The sequence below is a fragment of the Dorea sp. AM58-8 genome, assembly GCF_003464045.1.
GTDB lineage: Bacteria > Bacillota > Clostridia > Lachnospirales > Lachnospiraceae > Claveliimonas > Claveliimonas ammoniilytica.
On sequence record NZ_QSDM01000021.1, the window covers coordinates 27891 to 48223 of the forward strand.

A 20333-nucleotide genomic window follows, 5' to 3' on the forward strand; every position below is an offset into this window, starting at 1 on the left:
GATGGACATTACATGGAAGAGAACATTGTAAAATTTGAGGAAAAGCTGAAAGAACTGGTAGCTCTTGGAAAAAAGAAAAAGAGTGTCCTTGAGATTCAGGAGATCAATGACTTTTTCTCAGATATGGAGCTTAGCCCAGAACAGATGGAGCAGGTATTTGAATATCTGGAAGCGAAGGGGATTGATGTGCTCCGAATCAATTCGGATACAGATGACGATGATGATATGGAAGTTATATTGTCAGATGAAGACGAAGTAGATATGGAAAAGATCGACCTGTCTGTTCCGGATGGAATCAGTATCGAAGATCCGGTACGTATGTATCTGAAAGAGATTGGTAAAGTACCACTTTTGTCTGCGGAGGAAGAGGTTGAGCTGGCAAAGCGTATGGCAGAAGGCGATGAAGAAGCTAAGAAGCGTCTGGCTGAGGCGAATCTTCGTCTGGTAGTCAGCATTGCAAAGCGTTATGTGGGACGAGGTATGCTGTTTCTGGATCTGATCCAGGAAGGTAACCTGGGACTGATTAAGGCGGTTGAAAAATTTGATTATCAGAAGGGATTCAAGTTCAGTACTTATGCAACATGGTGGATTCGTCAGGCCATTACAAGAGCAATCGCGGATCAGGCAAGAACGATCCGTATTCCGGTGCATATGGTTGAGACAATTAACAAACTGATTCGTGTATCCAGACAGTTACTTCAGGAATTAGGCCGTGAACCTACCCCGGAAGAGATTGCGGAAGAGTTGGACATGCCGGTAGAACGTGTACGTGAGATTTTGAAGATTTCACAGGAACCGGTGTCTCTGGAGACGCCAATCGGTGAAGAGGAAGACAGCCACCTGGGTGATTTTATTCAGGATGACAATGTTCCGGTACCGGCAGAGGCAGCAGCAGCGACATTGCTGAAAGAGCAGCTGGATGAAGTGTTGGATACTCTGACAGAGAGAGAACAGAAGGTACTCCGTCTTCGTTTCGGTATGAATGATGGTCGTGCACGAACTCTGGAAGAAGTTGGTAAGGAATTTGACGTTACCAGAGAGCGTATTCGTCAGATTGAGGCGAAGGCACTTCGTAAGCTTCGTCATCCGAGCCGCAGCAGAAAACTGAGAGATTATCTTGAATAAGAAAGAGGCGCCTATGGAACTATCAAAAAGACTGAAAGCTGTTGCCGGTCTTGTGACAGAGGGCGCCTCTGTTGCTGATATCGGAACAGATCATGGCTACGTACCAATTTGGCTGATCCAGTCCGGACGAGCAGCAAAGGTGATCGCAATGGATGTAAATGAGGTCCGCTGGAGAGAGCCAGAGGGCATATCCGGTCAAAGAGACTGGAGAATGTGATATTTACCAGAAAATCAGATGGACTGCAGGCATTGCATGTGGGAGAAGCAGACACGATGATCGCAGCCGGAATGGGGGGCGGTCTGGTGATAAGGATTCTGGAGAATTCACCAGAGATTACAGCAGATCTGAAAGAATTTATCCTGCAGCCACAATCAGAGATTCACAAGGTCAGAGAATATCTGAATCGGCATGGTTATCGGAGCGTGGAAGAGGATATGGTAGAAGAGGATGGCAAATACTATCCGATGATGAAACTGGTGCATGGAGAAGAAGCGCCATATTCACAGGAGGAGTTATATTATGGGCGCTTACTCCTGAAGAAAAAGAATCCAGTATTATATCAGTTTCTTCAGAGAGAACATAGCTTAAAAAAGGGGATCGCTGATAGGTTGGGAGATCAGACTGGAAAAGGAGCAGAGAGCAGACGGAAAGAGCTTCAAGACGAACTGGAACGGATTGAGCATGCAATTGCTTCTTATGAAATATAGAGAAATAGAGCAGCAAAATGAGGTGATACAGATGTTATGTCAGGAAATTATAGAAACATTGGAGGCACGTTACCCTGGAAGCTGTGCGATGGACTGGGATAATGTGGGACTCCTTGTGGGAAGAAGGAAAAAAGAAGTACATCACATTTATGTGGCAGTGGATGCAACGGATGAAGTGATCGAGGAAGCAATCGAAGCACAGGCAGATATGCTTGTGACGCATCATCCGATGATATTTTCTGGGATGAAACGAATAACAGAAGATGATTTTATCGGCAGAAGAGTATTGCGCCTGATTCAGAATGATATAGCATATTATGCGATGCATACCAATTATGATGTGATGGGAATGGCAGAGCTTTCGGGTGAAGTACTGGGACTTAAAAATGCAGAAGTACTGGATGTGACCTGCCAGAGTCCGTTAGACGGCAGCCCGCAGGGGATCGGCCGTGTAGCAGATTTGGAAGATCCGATCTGTCTACAGGAATGTTGCGAACTGGTGAAAGCGAAATATGAACTGGAAGCAGTAAAAGTATTCGGAGATCCGTCTGCAGAGATCCGTCGTGTGGCAATCTCTCCGGGAGCCGGCAAGAGTATGGTATCGGCAGCATTTGCGGCGCATGCAGATGTACTGATTACAGGAGATATTGACCATCACACCGGAATTGATGCGGTTGCACAGGGGCTTATGATCATAGATGGTGGTCACTATGGGATTGAGAAAATATTTGTACCGGATGTGGCAGCATTTCTCCGGGAGAAATGTCAGGCGATCGATGTAGTGGAAGCACCTGTATGTAATCCGTTTCAGATCGTATAAGGCAGAAAGGAGCGATGGATATGGCACAGGAAATGGTCAGTGTTCAGATTGGTGAAAAGGTATATCAGTACGAGAAAGGTACAACGTATCGGGAGATTGCGTTAGCTCATCAGCAGGATTATGAAAATGACATTGTGTTGGTATTTGTTAATAAGAAGCTTCAGGAATTGAGAAAAACATTGAAGACAGATTGCGAGATGCAATTTGTCACAACAGGGGATCAGATTGGATATGCAACATACAAGCGTAGTATGAATCTGTTACTGGTAAAAGCAATCTATGATGTGTGTGATCACGCTCCTGAGACGAAAGTGAGGATACATTTCTCAGTCAGTGATGGGCTGTACTGCACAGTGGAAGGCGCTGTGGTAAATATTGAGTTCTTAGAGAAAGTTAAAGTACGGATGCAGGAAATGATCCGGCGGGATATTCCAATCAACAAACGGACGGTCGATACCGATGATGCAGTTGCATTGTTCCGCCAATATGGTATGGAAGATAAAGAGAGACTGTTTGCGTATCGGAGAGTATCAAAAGTAAATCTTTATAGTATCAATGAGTTTGAAGATTACTTTTACGGATATATGGTGCCGAGTGCCGGATATCTAAAATGGTTTGAATTGTATCCATATGAGGCGGGATTTGTTATTCAGATGCCGACAAAACAGGCACCAAAAGTGGTGCGTCCATTCCGCCCGGCCGAGAAGCTGTTCCATGTTCAGAAAGAATCTGTACACTGGGGAGATATGCAGAATATTGAGACGGTTGGTGCATTGAATGATGTGATCGTAAAAGATGGACCGGGAGAAATGATCTTGGTGCAGGAAGCATTACAGGAAAAGAAGATTACGGATATTGCGGCGCGGATTGCGACCGATCCGAAGGTTAAATTTATCCTGATCGCAGGACCGTCATCTTCCGGTAAGACGACATTTTCCCATCGTCTGTCCGTACAGCTTAAGGTAAATGGCATGGTACCGCATCCGATTTCTGTAGATAATTTCTTTGTAGAACGAGAAGATACACCGATAGATGCGGATGGAAAGTATGATTTTGAGAGTCTTCAGACGGTAGATGTCAAGCTGTTCCATGACTGTATGCTCCGTCTGCTGAATGGAGAAGAAGTAGTGCTTCCGACCTTCAATTTTAAGACAGGACACAAGGAATACATCTCTAAGCCAAAGAAGATGGGGGTAAATGATGTGCTGGTAATTGAAGGCATTCACTGTCTGAATCCCAAAATGACGGCAGGACTGCCGGATGAGAATAAATTCAAGATTTATATCAGTGCGTTGACACAGCTGAATATTGATGAGCATAATCGAATTCCGACTACTGACGGCAGACTGATTCGCCGGATCGTACGGGATGCCAGAACCAGAGGCACATCGGCGAAGAATACGATTGCTATGTGGCAGTCAGTACGCCGGGGTGAAGAGAATAATATTTTCCCATATCAGGAAGAGGCAGATGTAATGTTTAACTCATCGCTGATCTATGAACTGGCGGTATTGAAAGAATATGTAGAACCTCTGCTGTTTGGAATCGAGCATGACTGCCCGGAATATCCGGAAGTGAAGCGATTGCTGAAATTTCTGGATTATTTTGTGGGAATTGGCAGTGAAAGAGTGCCGGCCAATTCGCTGTTAAGGGAATTTGTAGGCGGAGGATGCTTCCAGTTGTAAAAATACAGAATATACCAATGTATAATGCCATTACAAAAAGGACAGATTGCAAAGGATAAAGCCTGCTGGCAGATATGTTTGCATACTGTCCTTTATTTTGCATATGAGTTAAGCAAATTATCGAGTCTTACTATAAAATTCCGCGATCTTATCCATTCTTGCTGCCATATTCTGGAACAGCATATCAACTAATGTAATTGCGGTCATGGATTCTATGACAACTACGGCACGCGGTACGATGACCGGGTCGTGGCGTCCGTGGATCGTGAGTGACAGAGGCTTACCATCCTTGTCTACGGTATCCTGTGGTTGTGAAATGGATGGTGTAGGCTTAATGGCTGCACGGAGAACAATTGTACTGCCATCGCTCATACCGCCCAGCACACCACCAGAATGATTGGTTTCTTTATATATGCCATCTGAATTAGAAGAAAATGCATCGTTATTCTGGCTCCCGGAAGCTTTGGCTGCCCGGAAGCCATCACCGATCTCGAAGCCCTTGACAGCACCGATAGACATCATGGCTTTGGCGAGGTTGGCATCTAGCTTTTCAAAAACTGTCTCGCCGATTCCTGCTGGCATATGGTCTACCCGGCATTCGATGATACCGCCGGAGGAATCCTGTGATCGGATGCATTCCTCAAGATAAGCAGAAGCTTTTTCAGCGTACTGATTATTTGGCATATATAACGTATTATCTGTGATTACACTATAGTCATAGTCCTGTTCCGGAATGCTGATCGGTCCGATGGACTTGGTGTAAGCCATAACCTGGATGCCAAGAGATTCCAGAATCTTACATGCAACAGCACCGGCAGCTACACGACCGATGGTCTCGCGCCCAGAAGAACGTCCGCCGCCACGGTAATCACGAAAGCCATATTTGGCATCGAAGGTGTAATCGGCATGTCCCGGACGGTAAGTGTTCATGATATTACTATAGTCACGGGATTTCTGATCCTGATTGCGTACCAGAATGGAGATCGGAGTTCCGGTAGTGCGTCCTTCAAAGACACCGGATAAGATCTCCGCCTGATCACTTTCTTTGCGCTGGGTAGTGAATTTACTCTGTCCCGGTTTGCGTCTGTTTAAATATTTCTGAATATCTTCTTCTGACAGGGGGAGACCTGCCGGACAGCCGTCGATCACAACGCCGACGCCTGCACCATGAGATTCTCCCCATGTCGTAATTCGAAAGATTGTTCCATATGATGAACCTGCCATAGTGTGTATAATCTCCTTTATGAAAACGTGTTTTCTGCTATTATAGCGCAGGAATATAAAAAAGACAATTTGTGGAACGAAAAGTAGAATGAAAAGGGGTGCGGGAGTGTTGCGTATGAATAGAAATGTGGTAAAATAAAGAAAATTATCTGCTGGTGCAGGAGTAAAGGGAGGGTAATATGAAGAAAACAGATACAAAATACCAGGCGTTTATCCAGATTCTTCGAGAGGAATTGATTCCGGCTATGGGATGTACGGAGCCGATTGCACTTGCATATGCTGCGGCGATTGCAAGAGATACTCTTGAAGCAATCCCAGAACGAATCGAAGTGGAAGCGAGTGGAAGTCTGATTAAAAATGTGAAGTCAGTGATTGTGCCTAATACTCAGCAGTTAAAGGGGATTCCGGCAGCTGTGACAGCAGGTATTATTGCAGGGAGTGCAGAAAAAGAACTTGAAGTAATTGCTGAGGTGTCAGAAGAGCAGATTCAGGAAATGAAACGATATCTGGAACAGACGCCGATTACGGTAAAGCCACTGAACAGCGGGATTACATTTGATCTGATCATTAAGGCATATAAAGGAACATCGTACAGTAAGATCCGGATTGCGAATTATCATACAAATGTTGTGTTAGTGGAGAAAGATCATAATATACTGGAACAGAAAGAAATTAATGAAGAGACAGAAGAAGGACTGACGGACCGGTCATTATTATCTATGGAAGATATATGGGATTTTTCTCAGACTGTAGATATTGAAGACGTGAGAGCAATCATTCATCCACAGATTGTCTGTAATATGGAGATTGCAGAAGAAGGAATCCGTGGTGATTATGGTGCAAATATCGGTTCAGTATTGCTTGGCATGGGAGAAAATAATGTGCAGACTCGTGCAAAGGCTATGGCAGCGGCAGCTTCCGATGCAAGAATGAACGGATGTGAATTACCGGTTGTGATTAATTCTGGAAGTGGTAATCAGGGAATAACAACATCTGTTCCGGTTATTGTATATGCAAGAGACTTGAAGGTAAGTGAAGAGCAGATGTATCGTGCATTAGTATTAGCGAATCTGACTACGATACATCAGAAGACACCGATTGGAAGATTATCTGCTTATTGTGGGGCTGTCAGCGCTGGTGTAGGCGCGGGAGCAGGAATTGCGTATTTGTGTGGCGGAGGATATAGAGAGATTATTCATACGGTAGTAAATGCTGTGGCAATCGTATCTGGAATGGTATGTGATGGAGCAAAAGCGTCGTGCGCTGCCAAAATAGCTTCTTCTGTGGACGCAGGGATCCTTGGATATTATATGTATAAAAACGGACAGCAATTCTATGGAGGTGACGGACTGGTTACAAAAGGCGTGGAAGCAACATTGAAAAATATTGGTCGTCTGGGGAAAGAAGGAATGAAAGAAACAAACCGGGAAATCATTCGTATTATGACGGAAGAACCATGCTAAAAATGGTAAATTCTACTGTACTTTTGGAAATTACCGTATTATAATTGGGTTTGTATTTATAATTGTGAGGAGTATATGATACATGCGAGATAAGAAAAAGAAGAATAAAAAGAACAACTTTTCTTCTATCGCCGGGGATGATATCGAGATTATCGATGATGAAGAACTGTTGTCAGGACTTCTGAATGATGAAGAAGTAGATGATTCTGATGTTGAAGAGGAGTACGAAGAGTCGGAATTAGAACTGGATGATGATCAGGCAGATTCGGATCAGGGCGATGATCTGGATTATGATGAAATAGACGATTTGGATGACGATCTTCCGGATGAAGAGGATGATAAGATCATTGAGGGTGATGAACTTATTGAAAAGCATCGTAAAAAGAAGCGCAGAAGACGCATTATTTTAATTGTGCTCCTGGTCTTGATAGCGTTATATGGTGCAGTGTCAGTTTATTTTAGTTTCCATTTTTTTCCAAATACGAAGGTAAACGGAGTGGGCTTTTCACTGAGCAGTGCGGAGCAGGTACAGGCTCATATGAAGGAAGAAGTCAAAGGATATGCATTAAGGATGAAAGAATCTGATGGCGATACAGAGACGATTAGCGGAAGTGATATTGATATTGAGTATGTTGCTGATGATTCTGTTGAAAAGCTGATCAAGAAGCAGAACCCATTGCTTTGGATTACAGGACTCTGGAAGCAACAGAATATTGAATCGTCTGTAGGCGTGAAATATGATAAAGATAAGCTTGATAAAGTAACTGAGAATCTGGATTGCATGGCAGAAGAGAATCAGATACCGTCTGTATCTGCAAAGCCGGAATTTACAGGTGAGAAGTTTGAAGTAGCCGCAGAGCAGATCGGAACGGCAATCGACAAGGATAAATTTGCAGAGACCGTTACAAAAGCGATCAATGGGTTTCAGTCAGAGGTTGATCTGATGAAGGAAGACTGCTATATTCTGCCAAAATATACGAAAGATTCACCGGAAGTCGCGAAGGCATGCGAGAAGATGAACAGCGAACTGGGAGCGAATATTACACTGGACTTTTCTCCGAACACAGAGGTCGTGGACAGTTCGGTAATCTCTCAGTGGATTACAGTAGATGATAATATGCAGGTAGCCTTTAATCAGGATGCGGTTAAGCAGTACATAGCAGATCTTGCTGCAAAGTATGATACAGTTGGCAAGACAAGAAATTTTACTACTGCGACAGGTAATGTCGTACAGGTAGAAGGTGGTGGTTATGGCTGGAAGATCGATCAGGATGCAGAGTACAATGCATTGATCACCAATATCCAGAATGCAGAGACCGTGACCAGAGAACCAAATTATTCCAGCCGTGCAGCAACACATGATGCTAATGATTGGGGTACTACGTATGCAGAGGTGGATCTGACAGCACAGCATATGTATTTTATCCAGAATGGTCAGATTGCTATGCAGTGTGATATCGTGACCGGTAATCCGAATAAAGGTAATGCAACACCACAGGGAATGTATTCTCTGTATTACAAGCAGCAGAATCAGGTGTTACGAGGAAAGAAGCTGGAAGACGGAACCTATGAGTATGAGTCACCGGTAGATTACTGGATGCCATTTAATGGTGGTATTGGATTTCATGATGCGTCATGGCAGTCTGCTTTTGGAGGCGTGCGTTATCAGACATATGGTTCTCATGGATGTGTGAATATGCCTCCGGCATCAGCTGGTGAATTGTATAATCTTATTCAGGCGGGAACACCTATAATCTGTCATTATTAATCAGAACCAGTGAAACGCGTTTCGGTGAGAACCGGGGCGCGTATTCTATGTATCGCGCAATAAGAGAATGAAAGGAATAAAAGTATGTACGAATTATTGAAAAAAGACGGCAGGGCCAAGCGTGGGCGTCTGCATACCGTACACGGTGATATAGAGACACCGGTGTTTATGAATGTAGGTACGGCGGCGGCTATCAAAGGTGCGGTATCTACGGCTGATTTGCAGCAGATCGGTACACAGGTAGAACTTTCTAATACTTATCATCTGCATGTAAGACCTGGTGATCAGGTAGTGAAGAAAATGGGAGGTCTGCACAAATTCATGGTGTGGGACAAGCCGATTCTTACAGATTCTGGTGGATTCCAGGTGTTTTCACTGGCAGGACTTCGTAAGATAAAAGAAGAAGGTGTATATTTCCAGTCACACATTGATGGTCATAAGATATTCATGGGACCGGAAGAGAGTATGCAGATCCAGTCTAATCTTGCATCTACGATTGCAATGGCATTTGATGAATGCCCATCCAGTGTTGCAGACCGTGATTATATGCAGAAGTCGGTAGACCGTACCACCAGATGGCTGAAGCGTTGTAAGGCAGAGATGGATCGCCTGAATAGTCTGCCGGATACAATCAATAAGCATCAGATGTTATTTGGTATCAATCAGGGCGGTATTTACGAAGATATTCGTGTTGCCCATGCTGATGAGATTTCTAAATTGGATCTGGACGGTTATGCAGTTGGAGGTCTGGCAGTTGGAGAATCTCATGAAGATATGTACCGAATTCTGGATGAGGTGGTGCCGCATCTGCCAGAGAACAAACCGACCTATCTGATGGGTGTTGGAACACCGGCCAATATTCTGGAAGCGGTAGATCGTGGCGTAGACTTCTTCGACTGCGTATATCCGAGCCGTAATGGACGGCATGGACATGTATATACCAAACATGGTAAGCTGAATCTGTTTAATGCCAGATTTGAGCTGGATGACAGACCGATTGAGGATGGCTGCGGCTGTCCGGCTTGTCAGATGTATTCCAGAGCATATATCCGTCATCTTCTGAAGGCAAAAGAGATGCTGGGAATGCGTCTTTGCGTACTTCATAATCTGTATTTCTATAATCACCTTATGGAAGAGATCAGAGATGCGATTGATGCAGGACGTTATAAGGAATATAAAGAAGAGACACTGAGGGGATTTAAAACGCCGGAAGATTAATTTATGTATAATAGCGGAAGATTATAAAGAGCTTATAAAGAAATAGAAAAAAACCTTGATGAATAGCAGAAAATTGTGTATGATAGCAATAGTGTTTTTTTATTAAGATGGCAGGAGGAATAGATTATGTTTACATTAGCATCAGGATTGGCTAACAGCCACTTGGACTGATTCTTATCTATGCAGTTATTATCGGTGTGTTCTGGTGGTTCCTTATGAGACCACAGAAAAAGGAGCAGAAGAGACTTGCACAGCTGCTTTCAGAACTGGAAGTTGGAGATACTGTTCTTACAACAAGCGGATTTTATGGTGTGATCATTGATATCACAGACGATGATGTGATCGTAGAATTCGGAAGCAACAAGAACTGTCGTATCCCAATGCAGAAATCAGCAATCGTTCAGGTTGAGAAGCCGGACGCTGAATAAGAGTAAAAGGAATGGGGTGTTCTCTGTTTAAAACAGAGGACACTCCATTTTTTTGCGCTTTTAAACCATGAAGGGTTGAAAGCAATAGAAAAATACGATAATATAAAAGATAAAACAGACATAACTGTAGATGTTGGGATGAAAGGAAGGATCATATGAACCTGAAAATTGGTGTGATTAAAGGGGACGGAATCGGTCCGGAGATAGTAACAGAGGCTATGAAAGTCCTGGATAAAGTAGGAGAGGTATATGGTCATACCTGTGAGTATGAACAGCTTCTGATGGGGGGAGCATCTATTGATGTACACGGAATTCCACTGACGGACGAGACAGTAGAGACAGCAAAAGCATGCGATGCAGTGTTGATGGGATCTATCGGAGGAGATGCTAAGACATCACCATGGTATAAACTGGAGCCATCAAAGCGTCCGGAAGCAGGACTTCTTAAGATCAGAAAAGCATTGAATCTTTTTGCCAATCTGAGACCGGCAGTGTTGTATGATGAACTGAAAGGAGCCTGCCCATTAAAAGAAGAGATCACAGAAGGCGGCTTTGATATGATGATCATGCGTGAACTGACTGGTGGATTGTACTTCGGTGAGCGTAAGACAGTAGAAGAAGACGGAGTACTGAAGGCATATGATTCCCTTACATATAATGAAAATGAGATCCGCCGCATTGCAAAAAGAGGTTTCGATATTGCGATGAAGCGTAGAAAGAAAGTAACAAGCGTAGACAAGGCAAACGTGCTGGATTCTTCCAGATTATGGAGAAAGGTTGTTGAAGAAGTAGCTGAGGATTACCCGGAAGTTACGTTGGAGCATATGCTGGTAGATAACTGTGCAATGCAGCTGGTACGTGATCCGAAACAGTTTGATGTTATCCTGACAGAGAATATGTTCGGAGATATTCTTTCTGATGAAGCAAGTATGGTGACCGGTTCAATCGGAATGCTGGCAAGCGCGAGCCTGAATGAAACGAAGTTTGGTCTCTATGAGCCAAGCGGCGGTTCTGCACCGGATATTGCAGGCAAAGGCATTGCAAATCCGATTGCTACCATTCTTTCAGCAGCAATGATGCTTCGTTTCAGTTTTGATCTGGATAAGGAAGCAGATGCGATCGAACAGGCGGTATCTCAGGTATTGAAAGACGGATATCGTACGATTGATATTATGTCAGAAGGTAAAAAGCAGATCGGCACTGTGGAAATGGGCGATCTGATTGCAGGATATATCAAATAACAGGTTACAGGAGGAAGATAAAATGAGAAGTGATACAGTTACAAAGGGAAAACAGCAGGCACCGCATCGCTCACTTTTTAACGCATTAGGACTGACAAAAGAAGAGATGGAGAGACCATTGGTCGGTATCGTAAGCTCTTATAATGAGATTGTTCCGGGGCATATGAATCTGGATAAGATCGTGAACGCTGTAAAGCAGGGCGTAGCAATGGCAGGAGGAACACCAATTGTATTTCCGGCGATTGCTGTCTGTGACGGAATTGCTATGGGACACATTGGTATGAAATACTCTCTGGTAACAAGAGATCTGATTGCGGACTCTACAGAGGCTATGGCTATGGCTCATCAATTTGATGCTCTGGTTATGGTACCGAACTGCGATAAGAATGTACCGGGACTTTTGATGGCAGCGGCAAGAGTGAACGTGCCGACTGTATTTGTCAGTGGCGGACCGATGCTTGCCGGACGTGTACAGGGTAAAAAGACCAGTCTTTCCAGCATGTTTGAGGCAGTAGGAGCTAATGCGGCAGGCACACTTTCTGATGAAGGTCTGCTTGAATTTGAGAACAAGACCTGTCCTACCTGTGGATCATGTTCCGGTATGTACACAGCTAACAGCATGAACTGTCTGACAGAGGTACTTGGAATGGGACTTCGCGGAAATGGTACAATTCCTGCAGTATATTCTGAGAGAATTCGTCTTGCAAAACATGCAGGTATGAAAGTTATGGAAATGTGGGAGAAGAATATTCGCCCAAGAGATATTATGACAAAGGATGCAATCCTGAATGCGCTGACAGTAGATATGGCACTGGGATGCTCTACCAACAGTATGCTGCATCTTCCGGCAATCGCACATGAGATCGGTATGGACTTTGAGATTGATTTCGCAAATGGAATCAGCGAGAAGACTCCGAATCTCTGCCACCTTGCACCGGCAGGCCCAACCTATATGGAAGATCTGAATGAAGCTGGTGGTGTCTATGCAGTTATGAAAGAACTGGATAAGCTTGGACTGATCCATAAGGACTGTATGACAGTTACAGGTAAGACGGTAGGAGAGAATATTGAGCATGCAGCGAACCTGAATCCAGAAGTTATCCGTCCGGTTGAGAATCCGTATTCTAAGACCGGTGGACTTGCGGTTCTTAAGGGTAATCTTGCACCAGACGGAAGTGTTGTAAAGCGTTCCGCAGTTGTAGACGAGATGCTGGTACACGAAGGTCCTGCAAGAGTATTTGAATGTGAAGAAGATGCAATCGCAGCAATCAAGGGCGGTAAGATCGTAGCAGGTGATGTGGTTGTAATCCGTTACGAAGGACCAAAGGGAGGTCCTGGTATGCGTGAGATGCTGAATCCAACTTCAGCCATTGCAGGTATGGGACTTGGCTCAAGTGTGGCACTGATCACAGACGGACGATTCAGCGGAGCATCCAGAGGAGCTTCTATCGGTCACGTATCGCCGGAGGCTGCTGTAGGCGGACCAATCGCGCTGGTAGAAGAAGGAGATATTATTAAGATCAATATTCCGGAGCTTACGCTTCAGCTTGATGTATCGGATGAAGTATTGGAAGAGAGAAGAAAGAACTGGACACCTAGAGAACCTAAAGTAACAACAGGATATCTTGCAAGATATGCTGCGATGGTTACATCAGGCAATCGTGGCGCAGTACTGGAAGTACCTAAGAATAAATAGTGATATACAGAGAGGATTAAATATGCAGTTGACAGGAGCAGAAATCGTAATCGAATGCCTGAAAGAACAGGGTGTAGACACTGTGTTCGGTTATCCGGGCGGAGCGATTTTGAATGTATATGATGAATTATATAAACACAGTGATGAGATCACTCATATCCTGACATCCCATGAACAGGGAGCAGCACATGCGGCAGATGGATATGCAAGAGCTACCGGCAAAGTGGGAGTATGCTTTGCAACCAGTGGACCGGGAGCGACCAACCTGGTTACCGGTATCGCAACCGCTTATATGGATTCTATTCCGGTAGTGGCAATTACCTGTAATGTGGGTGTAGCACTTCTTGGAAAGGACAGTTTTCAGGAGATTGATATTGCCGGTATTACAATGCCGATTACCAAACACAATTATATCGTAAAGGATGTCAATGATCTGGCAGATACAATACGTAAAGCATTCGTGATCGCACAGACAGGACGTCCAGGTCCGGTATTGATTGATATCCCGAAGGATGTGACAGCAAACAAGACAGAATATGTACCTGAGAAGATTACATCAGTACAGCCGTCAGAAGATATCTGCAGAGAAGATCTGGATCATGCGCTGGCTATGATTCGTGACTCCAGGAAGCCATACATATTTGTAGGCGGAGGCGCAGTATTATCCGGAGCTTCCAAAGAATTGTATGAGTTCGTTAAGAAAGTGGATGCACCGGTTACCGATTCCCTGATGGGAAAAGGAGCATTTCCTGGTACGGATGATCTGTACACAGGTATGCTTGGCATGCATGGCACGAAGACTTCCAACTACGGCGTCAGTGAATGCGACCTCCTGATCGTACTGGGAGCGAGATTCAGCGATCGTGTTACAGGCAATGCTAAGAAATTTGCAAGCCATGCCAAGATCCTTCAGTTTGATGTAGATGCGGCTGAAATGAATAAAAACGTATTGATCGATGAAGGCGTGATCGGAGATCTGAAAGTGGTACTCAGTCAGATTAATAAAGAACTGGAGCAGCAGGACCATGCAGAATGGATTACGAAGATCCGTGATTATAAAGAAAAATATCCGCTTACTTACCATCCGGAAGGATTGACAGGTCCATATGTGGTAGAGGAAATCTACCGTCAGACAGAAGGTAAAGCAATCATCGTCACAGAGGTAGGTCAGAACCAGATGTGGGCAGCGCAGTTCTATAAATATACAGAGCCGCGTACATTGCTGACATCCGGTGGACTGGGAACCATGGGTTACGGTCTTGGAGCATCACTTGGTGCCAAGATGGGACGCCCGGATAAAGTGGTTGTCAATGTGGCAGGAGACGGATGTTTCCGTATGAATATGAATGAGATCGCAACAGCGGTCAGACATAATATCCCAATCATTCAGGTGGTTGTGAATAACCATGTACTTGGTATGGTACGTCAGTGGCAGGATCTGTTCTATGGACAGAGATATTCAGCTACGGTACTGAATGATGCAGTTGACTTTGTAAAACTGGCAGAAGCGATGGGAGCTGCAGGATTCCGTGCAACTTCCAGAGAAGAATTTCAGGAGATATTTGCAAAGGCACTACAACTTGGTAAACCTGTGGTTATCGATTGTCAGATTGATTCGGACGAGAAGGTGTGGCCAATGGTTGCACCAGGAGCCGCAATCAGTGAAGCGTTCGATGAACACGATTTAAATAATAAGTAAAACGGAGGATGCAAAGATGAGCAGAGTGTACAATTTTTCAGCAGGCCCGGCAGTATTGCCGGAAGAGGTTCTGAGCGAAGCAGCAGCAGAGATGATGGATTACAACGGAACAGGAATGTCGGTAATGGAAATGAGTCACCGCTCGCAGGCCTTCCAGGAGATTATCGATACTGCTGAGGCAGATCTGAGAGAACTTATGAATATTCCAGATAACTACAAAGTACTGTTCCTGCAGGGAGGAGCATCTCAGCAGTTTGCGATGATTCCTATGAATCTTATGAAACACGGAGAAGCAGATTATATCGTAACCGGACAGTGGGCGAAAAAAGCATGGCAGGAAGCTCAGAAGTATGGTAAGGCGAATAAGATTGCGACTTCCGAGGATAAGACATTTTCCTATATTCCGGATTGCTCTGATCTGCCAATCTCAGAGAATGCGGACTATGTGTATATCTGCGAAAATAACACAATATACGGAACGAAATACAAAGAGCTTCCAAACACCAAGGGTAAGATCCTGGTATCTGATGTATCTTCCTGCTTCCTGTCAGAGCCGGTAGATGTAAGCAAATATGGCATTATTTATGGTGGCGTGCAGAAGAATATCGGACCTGCAGGTGTTGTAATCGTGATCATCCGAGAGGATCTGATCTTTGATGATGTACTGGAAGGTACACCGACTATGTTAAAATATAAAACACATGCAGATGCCGGATCACTCTATAATACACCGCCGGCTTATGGCATTTATATCTGTGGCAAGGTGTTTAAGTGGCTGAAAAAACAGGGCGGTCTGGAAGCAATGAAAGAACGCAATGAGAAGAAAGCAAAACTTCTCTATGATTATCTGGACGAAAGTCGTCTGTTCAAAGGAACGGTTGAAAAGAAAGATCGCTCACTGATGAATGTACCATTTGTGACAGGGGATAAAGAACTGGATGCTAAATTCGTAAAAGAAGCGAAAGAGGCCGGTCTGGAGAACCTGAAAGGTCACAGAACCGTAGGTGGTATGCGTGCAAGTATCTACAATGCGATGCCATATGAAGGTGTTGAAGCACTGGTGACATTTATGAAGAAATTTGAGGAGGCAAATCTGTAATGTACAAATATTATTGTTTTAATGCAATTGCAGAATGTGGACTGGCGAATCTCAGTGAAGATTTTGTACCAGTCAGTGATGCTAAGGATGCGGATGGAATTCTGGTAAGAAGTGCAGCACTTCACGAACTGGAATTTGGCAAGAACCTGAAGGTGATTGCGCGAGCAGGAGCCGGTGTGAATAATATTCCACTGGATCGTTGCGCAGAAGAGGGAATCGTAGTGTTTAATACACCGGGAGCCAATGCGAATGGTGTAAAGGAATTGGTTATTGCAGGCATGCTCCTGGCATCCAGAGACATTTTGGGTGGTATTAACTGGGTACAGGAAAATGAAGAAGACGGTAATATTGCCAAAGATGCCGAAAAAGCAAAGAAAGCTTTTGCGGGTTGCGAGCTGGAAGGAAAGAAACTTGGTGTAATCGGTCTTGGAGCCATCGGTGTACTGGTAGCCAACGCAGCACAGCATCTGGGAATGGATGTGTATGGTTATGATCCATATCTGTCAGTGGAGTCTGCATGGAAGATCTCCAGAGGAATCCATCATGCAAGAACTGTGGATGAGATTTACAGTGAATGTGATTATATTACGATTCATGTACCGGCACTTGACAGTACAAAGGGCATGATCGATGCAGATGCTATCGGTTTGATGAAAGATGGCGTGGTTGTACTGAACTTTGCCAGAGATGTGCTGGTGAACAGTGAAGCTGTGGTAGATGGATTGGTATCCGGTAAGATTAAGCATTACGTGACTGATTTCCCGACACCAGAGATCGCAGGTGTAAAGGGAGCTATTGTCATTCCGCATCTGGGAGCTTCTACAGCAGAGGCAGAAGAAAATTGTGCGAAGATGGCAGTCAAAGAGATGCGTAATTATCTGGAATATGGTAATATTAAAAACTCTGTCAATTATCCAAACTGCGATATGGGATACCCGGGAGATAACAAGAGAATTACACTTCTTCACCACAATATTCCGAATATGATCGGTCAGATCACAGGAATTCTGGCAAAGGATAATATGAATATCGCAGACATGTCTAATAAGAGTAAAGGCAGTTATGCATATACCATGATCGATGTGGATTCTGACATTCCGGAATCTGTGAAGAAAGATCTGGAGGCAATTGATGGTATCCTTCGTGTACGTATTTTGAATTAGTATGTAATTATAATAAATGACGGTTTTACAGAATTGTTACGATTATTATGAATTAGTTAAGAAAGTAATACTGTAATTCTTAATTCTTGAAAAAACGACACCCCTTTCTTGTGTACACGAGAGAGGGTGTTATACTTTCAGTAGTGTGTGTACAGAAGAAGAATGAGGGGTTTACGGATGAATAATGACAGACTCTCTAATAGAAAGAGACGGTTAAAACAAATACAACGCAGAAGACAGATACGAAGAATCATGGCCGCAGGAAGCCTATTTTTGATGATAATAGTAGCATTTCAGGTGGTTCGGGCAGTAGGGAAAAGTCGTATTGCACAGATCACTTTACAGGCAGATAATCAGTCGATCATGCAGGATGAAAAAGTACCGACATTAACCGCATCAGCAAGCTGTGAGGAAAAGAAGGAAAAGAAGGTTCTGGATAAAGATAAAGGTTATACAGTAAAGGATCTGTTGAAGGAACTGAACAGCGGAAAAGATTATTCCATTGAGTGTGATGCAGACGGAACAAAGGAAGGAAAATTCCCGATTAAGCTGATTCTTTCTAAGGAATTGTCTAAGAAGTTAGAGTCTGACTGGGACGGAAAAGCGAATATAGTTGTTACAAAAGGATATCTGACAGTTAAGAATAAAATCGGTAAATGGAAAGGCAACAAGTTTCAGAAATACGATGGAAGTTATGTAGAGAATGATTTTGTAGTATCCAAAGGGAAAACTTATTATTTCGGCAGTGATGGGAAAAAAGTCAGCGGATGGCAGGAGATTAACGGTAAAAAGTACTTCTTCACAAAAAAAGGAGCAATGGAATCTTCCGAATGGAAGAAAGATGGAGATCATACATATTATCTTACAGAGAATGGCTCAGCGATGACGGGTTGGATGAAACTGGGAGACGATACTTATTATTTTGATGCAGACGGCATCATGCTTACCGGAAAGCAACGGGTAGGTTCTGATAAATGTGTATTCGGAAAGGATGGCAAATTACAGTCTAAGGAAATGAAGATCGATCCGGATAAGCCAATGATGGCATTAACTTTTGACGATGGCCCGGGAGAACGGACGCATGAGCTTCTGGATATGCTGGAGAAATACGATGCGCATGCGACATTCTTTATGCAGGGCATTCACGTGAGCGAATATGCTGATGATGTGGAGAGAATGAAGGAGATTGGCTGTGAGATCGGTAATCATTCTTATGATCATCCGCAGCTTACCGGAGAAGCAGATGGTGGAGCATCGCAGGTGGCAAAGACCAATGAGCTTCTGAAACAGGCATGTGGTCAGCCGGCTACGGTTCTCAGACCACCATATGGAGCAGTCAATGATCAGGTGAAAGCGGCAGTCGGTATGCCGATGATTCTGTGGAACATTGATACGCTTGACTGGAAGACCAAGGATACACAGAGCACGATTGACTGTGTATTGAATACAGCGGATGATGGAGATGTCATATTGATGCATGATATTCACAGTTCAACAGTAGATGCGGCTTTGCAGTTGATACCAAAGTTGATTGAGAATGGATATCAGCTTGTGACAGTATCGGAAATGGCGGAAGCTCGTGACATTATACTTGAGAATGGAAAAGTGTATACAGATTTTAATAAATAGCAGGATATGATGTCTGAGTGTAGACGATTATGCATGATAAAACGCCCGATCGGTGAATAACCGACCGGGCGTTAGTTCTTGAAATTATTGATTTTTACGTTTTTCCAACAGTGCGTGAATCTTGTCTGTAGGATTCAGTACATTACTGATGGATTTGTCGTGATTCAGTGACTCAATGATCAGTGCGATGAATTTGCTCATGTCAGCGATAGCGAAGTAAGGTTTGTCATTTACCTCCGGTGGGAGATAGGTCAGGTTGGTGGTTACAACTTTATTGATATATCCTTTTTCATAATATTCGTCAAAGTGAGCGAATCCGTCTGTAAAGAGTCCGAAAGTAGTGCATACGAACACGCGTCCTGCGCCTCGCGCTTTTAACTGTTTGGCTACGTCCAGCATACTGTCGCCGGAAGAGATCATATCGTCAATAACGATCAGATCTTTACCTTTCAGGTCAGAACCAAGGAACTCATGAGCAACGATCGGATTCTTGCCATTTACGATAGTAGAGTAATCACGGCGTTTATAGAACATGCCCATGTCTACCCCAAGTACGTTGGACAGATATACGGCACGGTGCATAGCTCCTTCATCCGGACTTACGATCATCAGATGGTCTTTGTCAATGATCAGATCAGGTACTGCGCGGAGCAGAGCCTTCATGAACTGATACTGTGGTGAAAAATTATCAAAGCCGATCAACGGAATTGAATTCTGTACACGGGGATCGTGAGCATCAAAGGTAATGATATTCTCTACGCCCATATCTACCAGTTCCTGCATAGCCAGTGCACAGTCCAGTGATTCACGCTTGGTACGCTTGTGCTGGCGGCTTTCATACAGGAACGGCATAATAACAGAGACACGATGAGCTTTTCCCTGAGCTGCTGAGATGATACGCTTCAGATCCTGATAGTGATCGTCTGGTGACATGTGATTCTGAAAACCGTTAACCGTATAGGTCAGATTGTAATTGCACACATCTACCATTAAGAACAGATCAGAACCACGGATGGATTCGCCGATATAACCTTTAGCCTCGCCGCTTCCAAAACGTGGGCATTTGCAGTCAATCAGGAAATTGTCGGAATGATAATTGGCAAAAAGAGGAGAATTCAGGATCTCTGTCCGTGCCTCCTTACGGAAATTAACAATATGATCGTTTACTTTTTCTCCCAGTCCTCTGCAGCTTTCCAGTGCAGCAATCTTCAGTGGAGCTACAGGTAAAGACTGCTCAAGATATTTGATATTTGTCATTTGTATAAACCACCTTTCTGCGAAAGGCACCAATGCATCATGAAACTAGTGCATTGACCTTTCGCTATCTAATCTGTTTTCCTTCTGATATTATCTTTTTATAAGACTGA

Annotated in this window: 15 protein-coding genes and 1 pseudogene; 14 read left to right on the forward strand and 2 right to left on the reverse strand. The window is 44.0% G+C overall.

What is annotated here, in order from left to right:
• Nucleotides 1-12: 12 nt before the first annotated feature.
• The 4 genes and pseudogenes from rpoD to DXA18_RS12920 all read left to right on the forward strand — a co-directional run bounded on the left by rpoD (nt 13) and on the right by DXA18_RS12920 (nt 4338).
• Nucleotides 13-1125 carry an RNA polymerase sigma factor RpoD gene (gene rpoD / locus DXA18_RS12905; RefSeq protein ID WP_118384232.1) on the forward strand — a complete coding sequence of 371 codons (1113 nt, stop codon included), beginning with the start codon at nt 13-15 and terminating at the stop codon, nt 1123-1125.
• 13 nt (nt 1126-1138) lie between these two features.
• A pseudogene (locus tag DXA18_RS12910) lies at nt 1139-1833 on the forward strand (tRNA (adenine(22)-N(1))-methyltransferase).
• A gap of 31 nt (nt 1834-1864) precedes the next feature.
• On the forward strand, nt 1865-2653 hold the full coding sequence (locus tag DXA18_RS12915) for a Nif3-like dinuclear metal center hexameric protein (protein WP_118384233.1): 789 nt from the start codon (nt 1865-1867) through the stop codon (nt 2651-2653).
• A gap of 20 nt (nt 2654-2673) precedes the next feature.
• A complete protein-coding gene (locus tag DXA18_RS12920) occupies nt 2674-4338 on the forward strand; it encodes a nucleoside kinase (RefSeq protein ID WP_118384234.1) in 1665 nt (554 codons plus the stop codon).
• A 117-nt stretch (nt 4339-4455) separates the two neighbouring features.
• Here the strand turns inward: DXA18_RS12920 and aroC are convergent, their stop codons facing one another.
• Nucleotides 4456-5562: a chorismate synthase gene (gene aroC, locus DXA18_RS12925; RefSeq protein ID WP_118384235.1), complete on the reverse strand. Its 1107-nt coding sequence runs from the start codon at nt 5560-5562 to the stop codon at nt 4456-4458.
• Between the two features lie 179 nt (nt 5563-5741).
• On the opposite strand from aroC, the gene DXA18_RS12930 reads away from it, so the two are divergent.
• The 10 genes from DXA18_RS12930 (at nt 5742) to DXA18_RS12975 (ending at nt 18966) form a co-directional block, all read left to right on the forward strand.
• Nucleotides 5742-7025 (forward strand): L-cysteine desulfidase family protein, encoded by a 1284-nt coding sequence (locus tag DXA18_RS12930; protein WP_118384236.1) that lies wholly within the window; start codon nt 5742-5744, stop codon nt 7023-7025.
• A gap of 82 nt (nt 7026-7107) precedes the next feature.
• Entirely contained in the window at nt 7108-8793 is a 1686-nt protein-coding gene (locus tag DXA18_RS12935) for a L,D-transpeptidase family protein (RefSeq protein WP_118384237.1), read from the forward strand.
• Nucleotides 8794-8877: 84 nt separating this feature from the next.
• Nucleotides 8878-10011 carry a tRNA guanosine(34) transglycosylase Tgt gene (tgt, locus tag DXA18_RS12940; protein ID WP_118384238.1) on the forward strand — a complete coding sequence of 378 codons (1134 nt, stop codon included), beginning with the start codon at nt 8878-8880 and terminating at the stop codon, nt 10009-10011.
• Nucleotides 10012-10178: 167 nt separating this feature from the next.
• A complete protein-coding gene (yajC, locus tag DXA18_RS12945) occupies nt 10179-10439 on the forward strand; it encodes a preprotein translocase subunit YajC (RefSeq protein WP_118384239.1) in 261 nt (86 codons plus the stop codon).
• A gap of 155 nt (nt 10440-10594) precedes the next feature.
• Nucleotides 10595-11680, forward strand: coding sequence for a 3-isopropylmalate dehydrogenase (gene leuB / locus DXA18_RS12950; RefSeq protein ID WP_118384240.1), 1086 nt, complete (start codon nt 10595-10597; stop codon nt 11678-11680).
• Nucleotides 11681-11702: 22 nt separating this feature from the next.
• The gene (ilvD, locus tag DXA18_RS12955) at nt 11703-13376 is read left to right on the forward strand and encodes a dihydroxy-acid dehydratase (RefSeq protein WP_118384241.1); all 1674 of its coding nucleotides are present in this window, start codon (nt 11703-11705) and stop codon (nt 13374-13376) included.
• 22 nt (nt 13377-13398) lie between these two features.
• On the forward strand, nt 13399-15075 hold the full coding sequence (ilvB, locus tag DXA18_RS12960) for a biosynthetic-type acetolactate synthase large subunit (protein ID WP_118384242.1): 1677 nt from the start codon (nt 13399-13401) through the stop codon (nt 15073-15075).
• A gap of 16 nt (nt 15076-15091) precedes the next feature.
• Nucleotides 15092-16174, forward strand: a complete 1083-nt coding sequence (gene serC, locus DXA18_RS12965; protein WP_118384243.1) for a 3-phosphoserine/phosphohydroxythreonine transaminase — start codon at nt 15092-15094, stop codon at nt 16172-16174.
• Nucleotides 16174-17337 (forward strand): phosphoglycerate dehydrogenase, encoded by a 1164-nt coding sequence (locus DXA18_RS12970; protein WP_118384244.1) that lies wholly within the window; start codon nt 16174-16176, stop codon nt 17335-17337. Before serC ends, DXA18_RS12970 begins: the two co-directional genes overlap by 1 nt.
• Before the next feature lie 276 nt (nt 17338-17613).
• On the forward strand, nt 17614-18966 hold the full coding sequence (locus DXA18_RS12975) for a polysaccharide deacetylase family protein (RefSeq protein ID WP_243007130.1): 1353 nt from the start codon (nt 17614-17616) through the stop codon (nt 18964-18966).
• An 84-nt stretch (nt 18967-19050) separates the two neighbouring features.
• Here DXA18_RS12975 and DXA18_RS12980 read toward each other — a convergent pair whose 3' ends face one another.
• The gene (locus DXA18_RS12980) at nt 19051-20223 is read right to left on the reverse strand and encodes a ribose-phosphate pyrophosphokinase (protein WP_118384246.1); all 1173 of its coding nucleotides are present in this window, start codon (nt 20221-20223) and stop codon (nt 19051-19053) included.
• Nucleotides 20224-20333 lie beyond the last annotated feature (110 nt).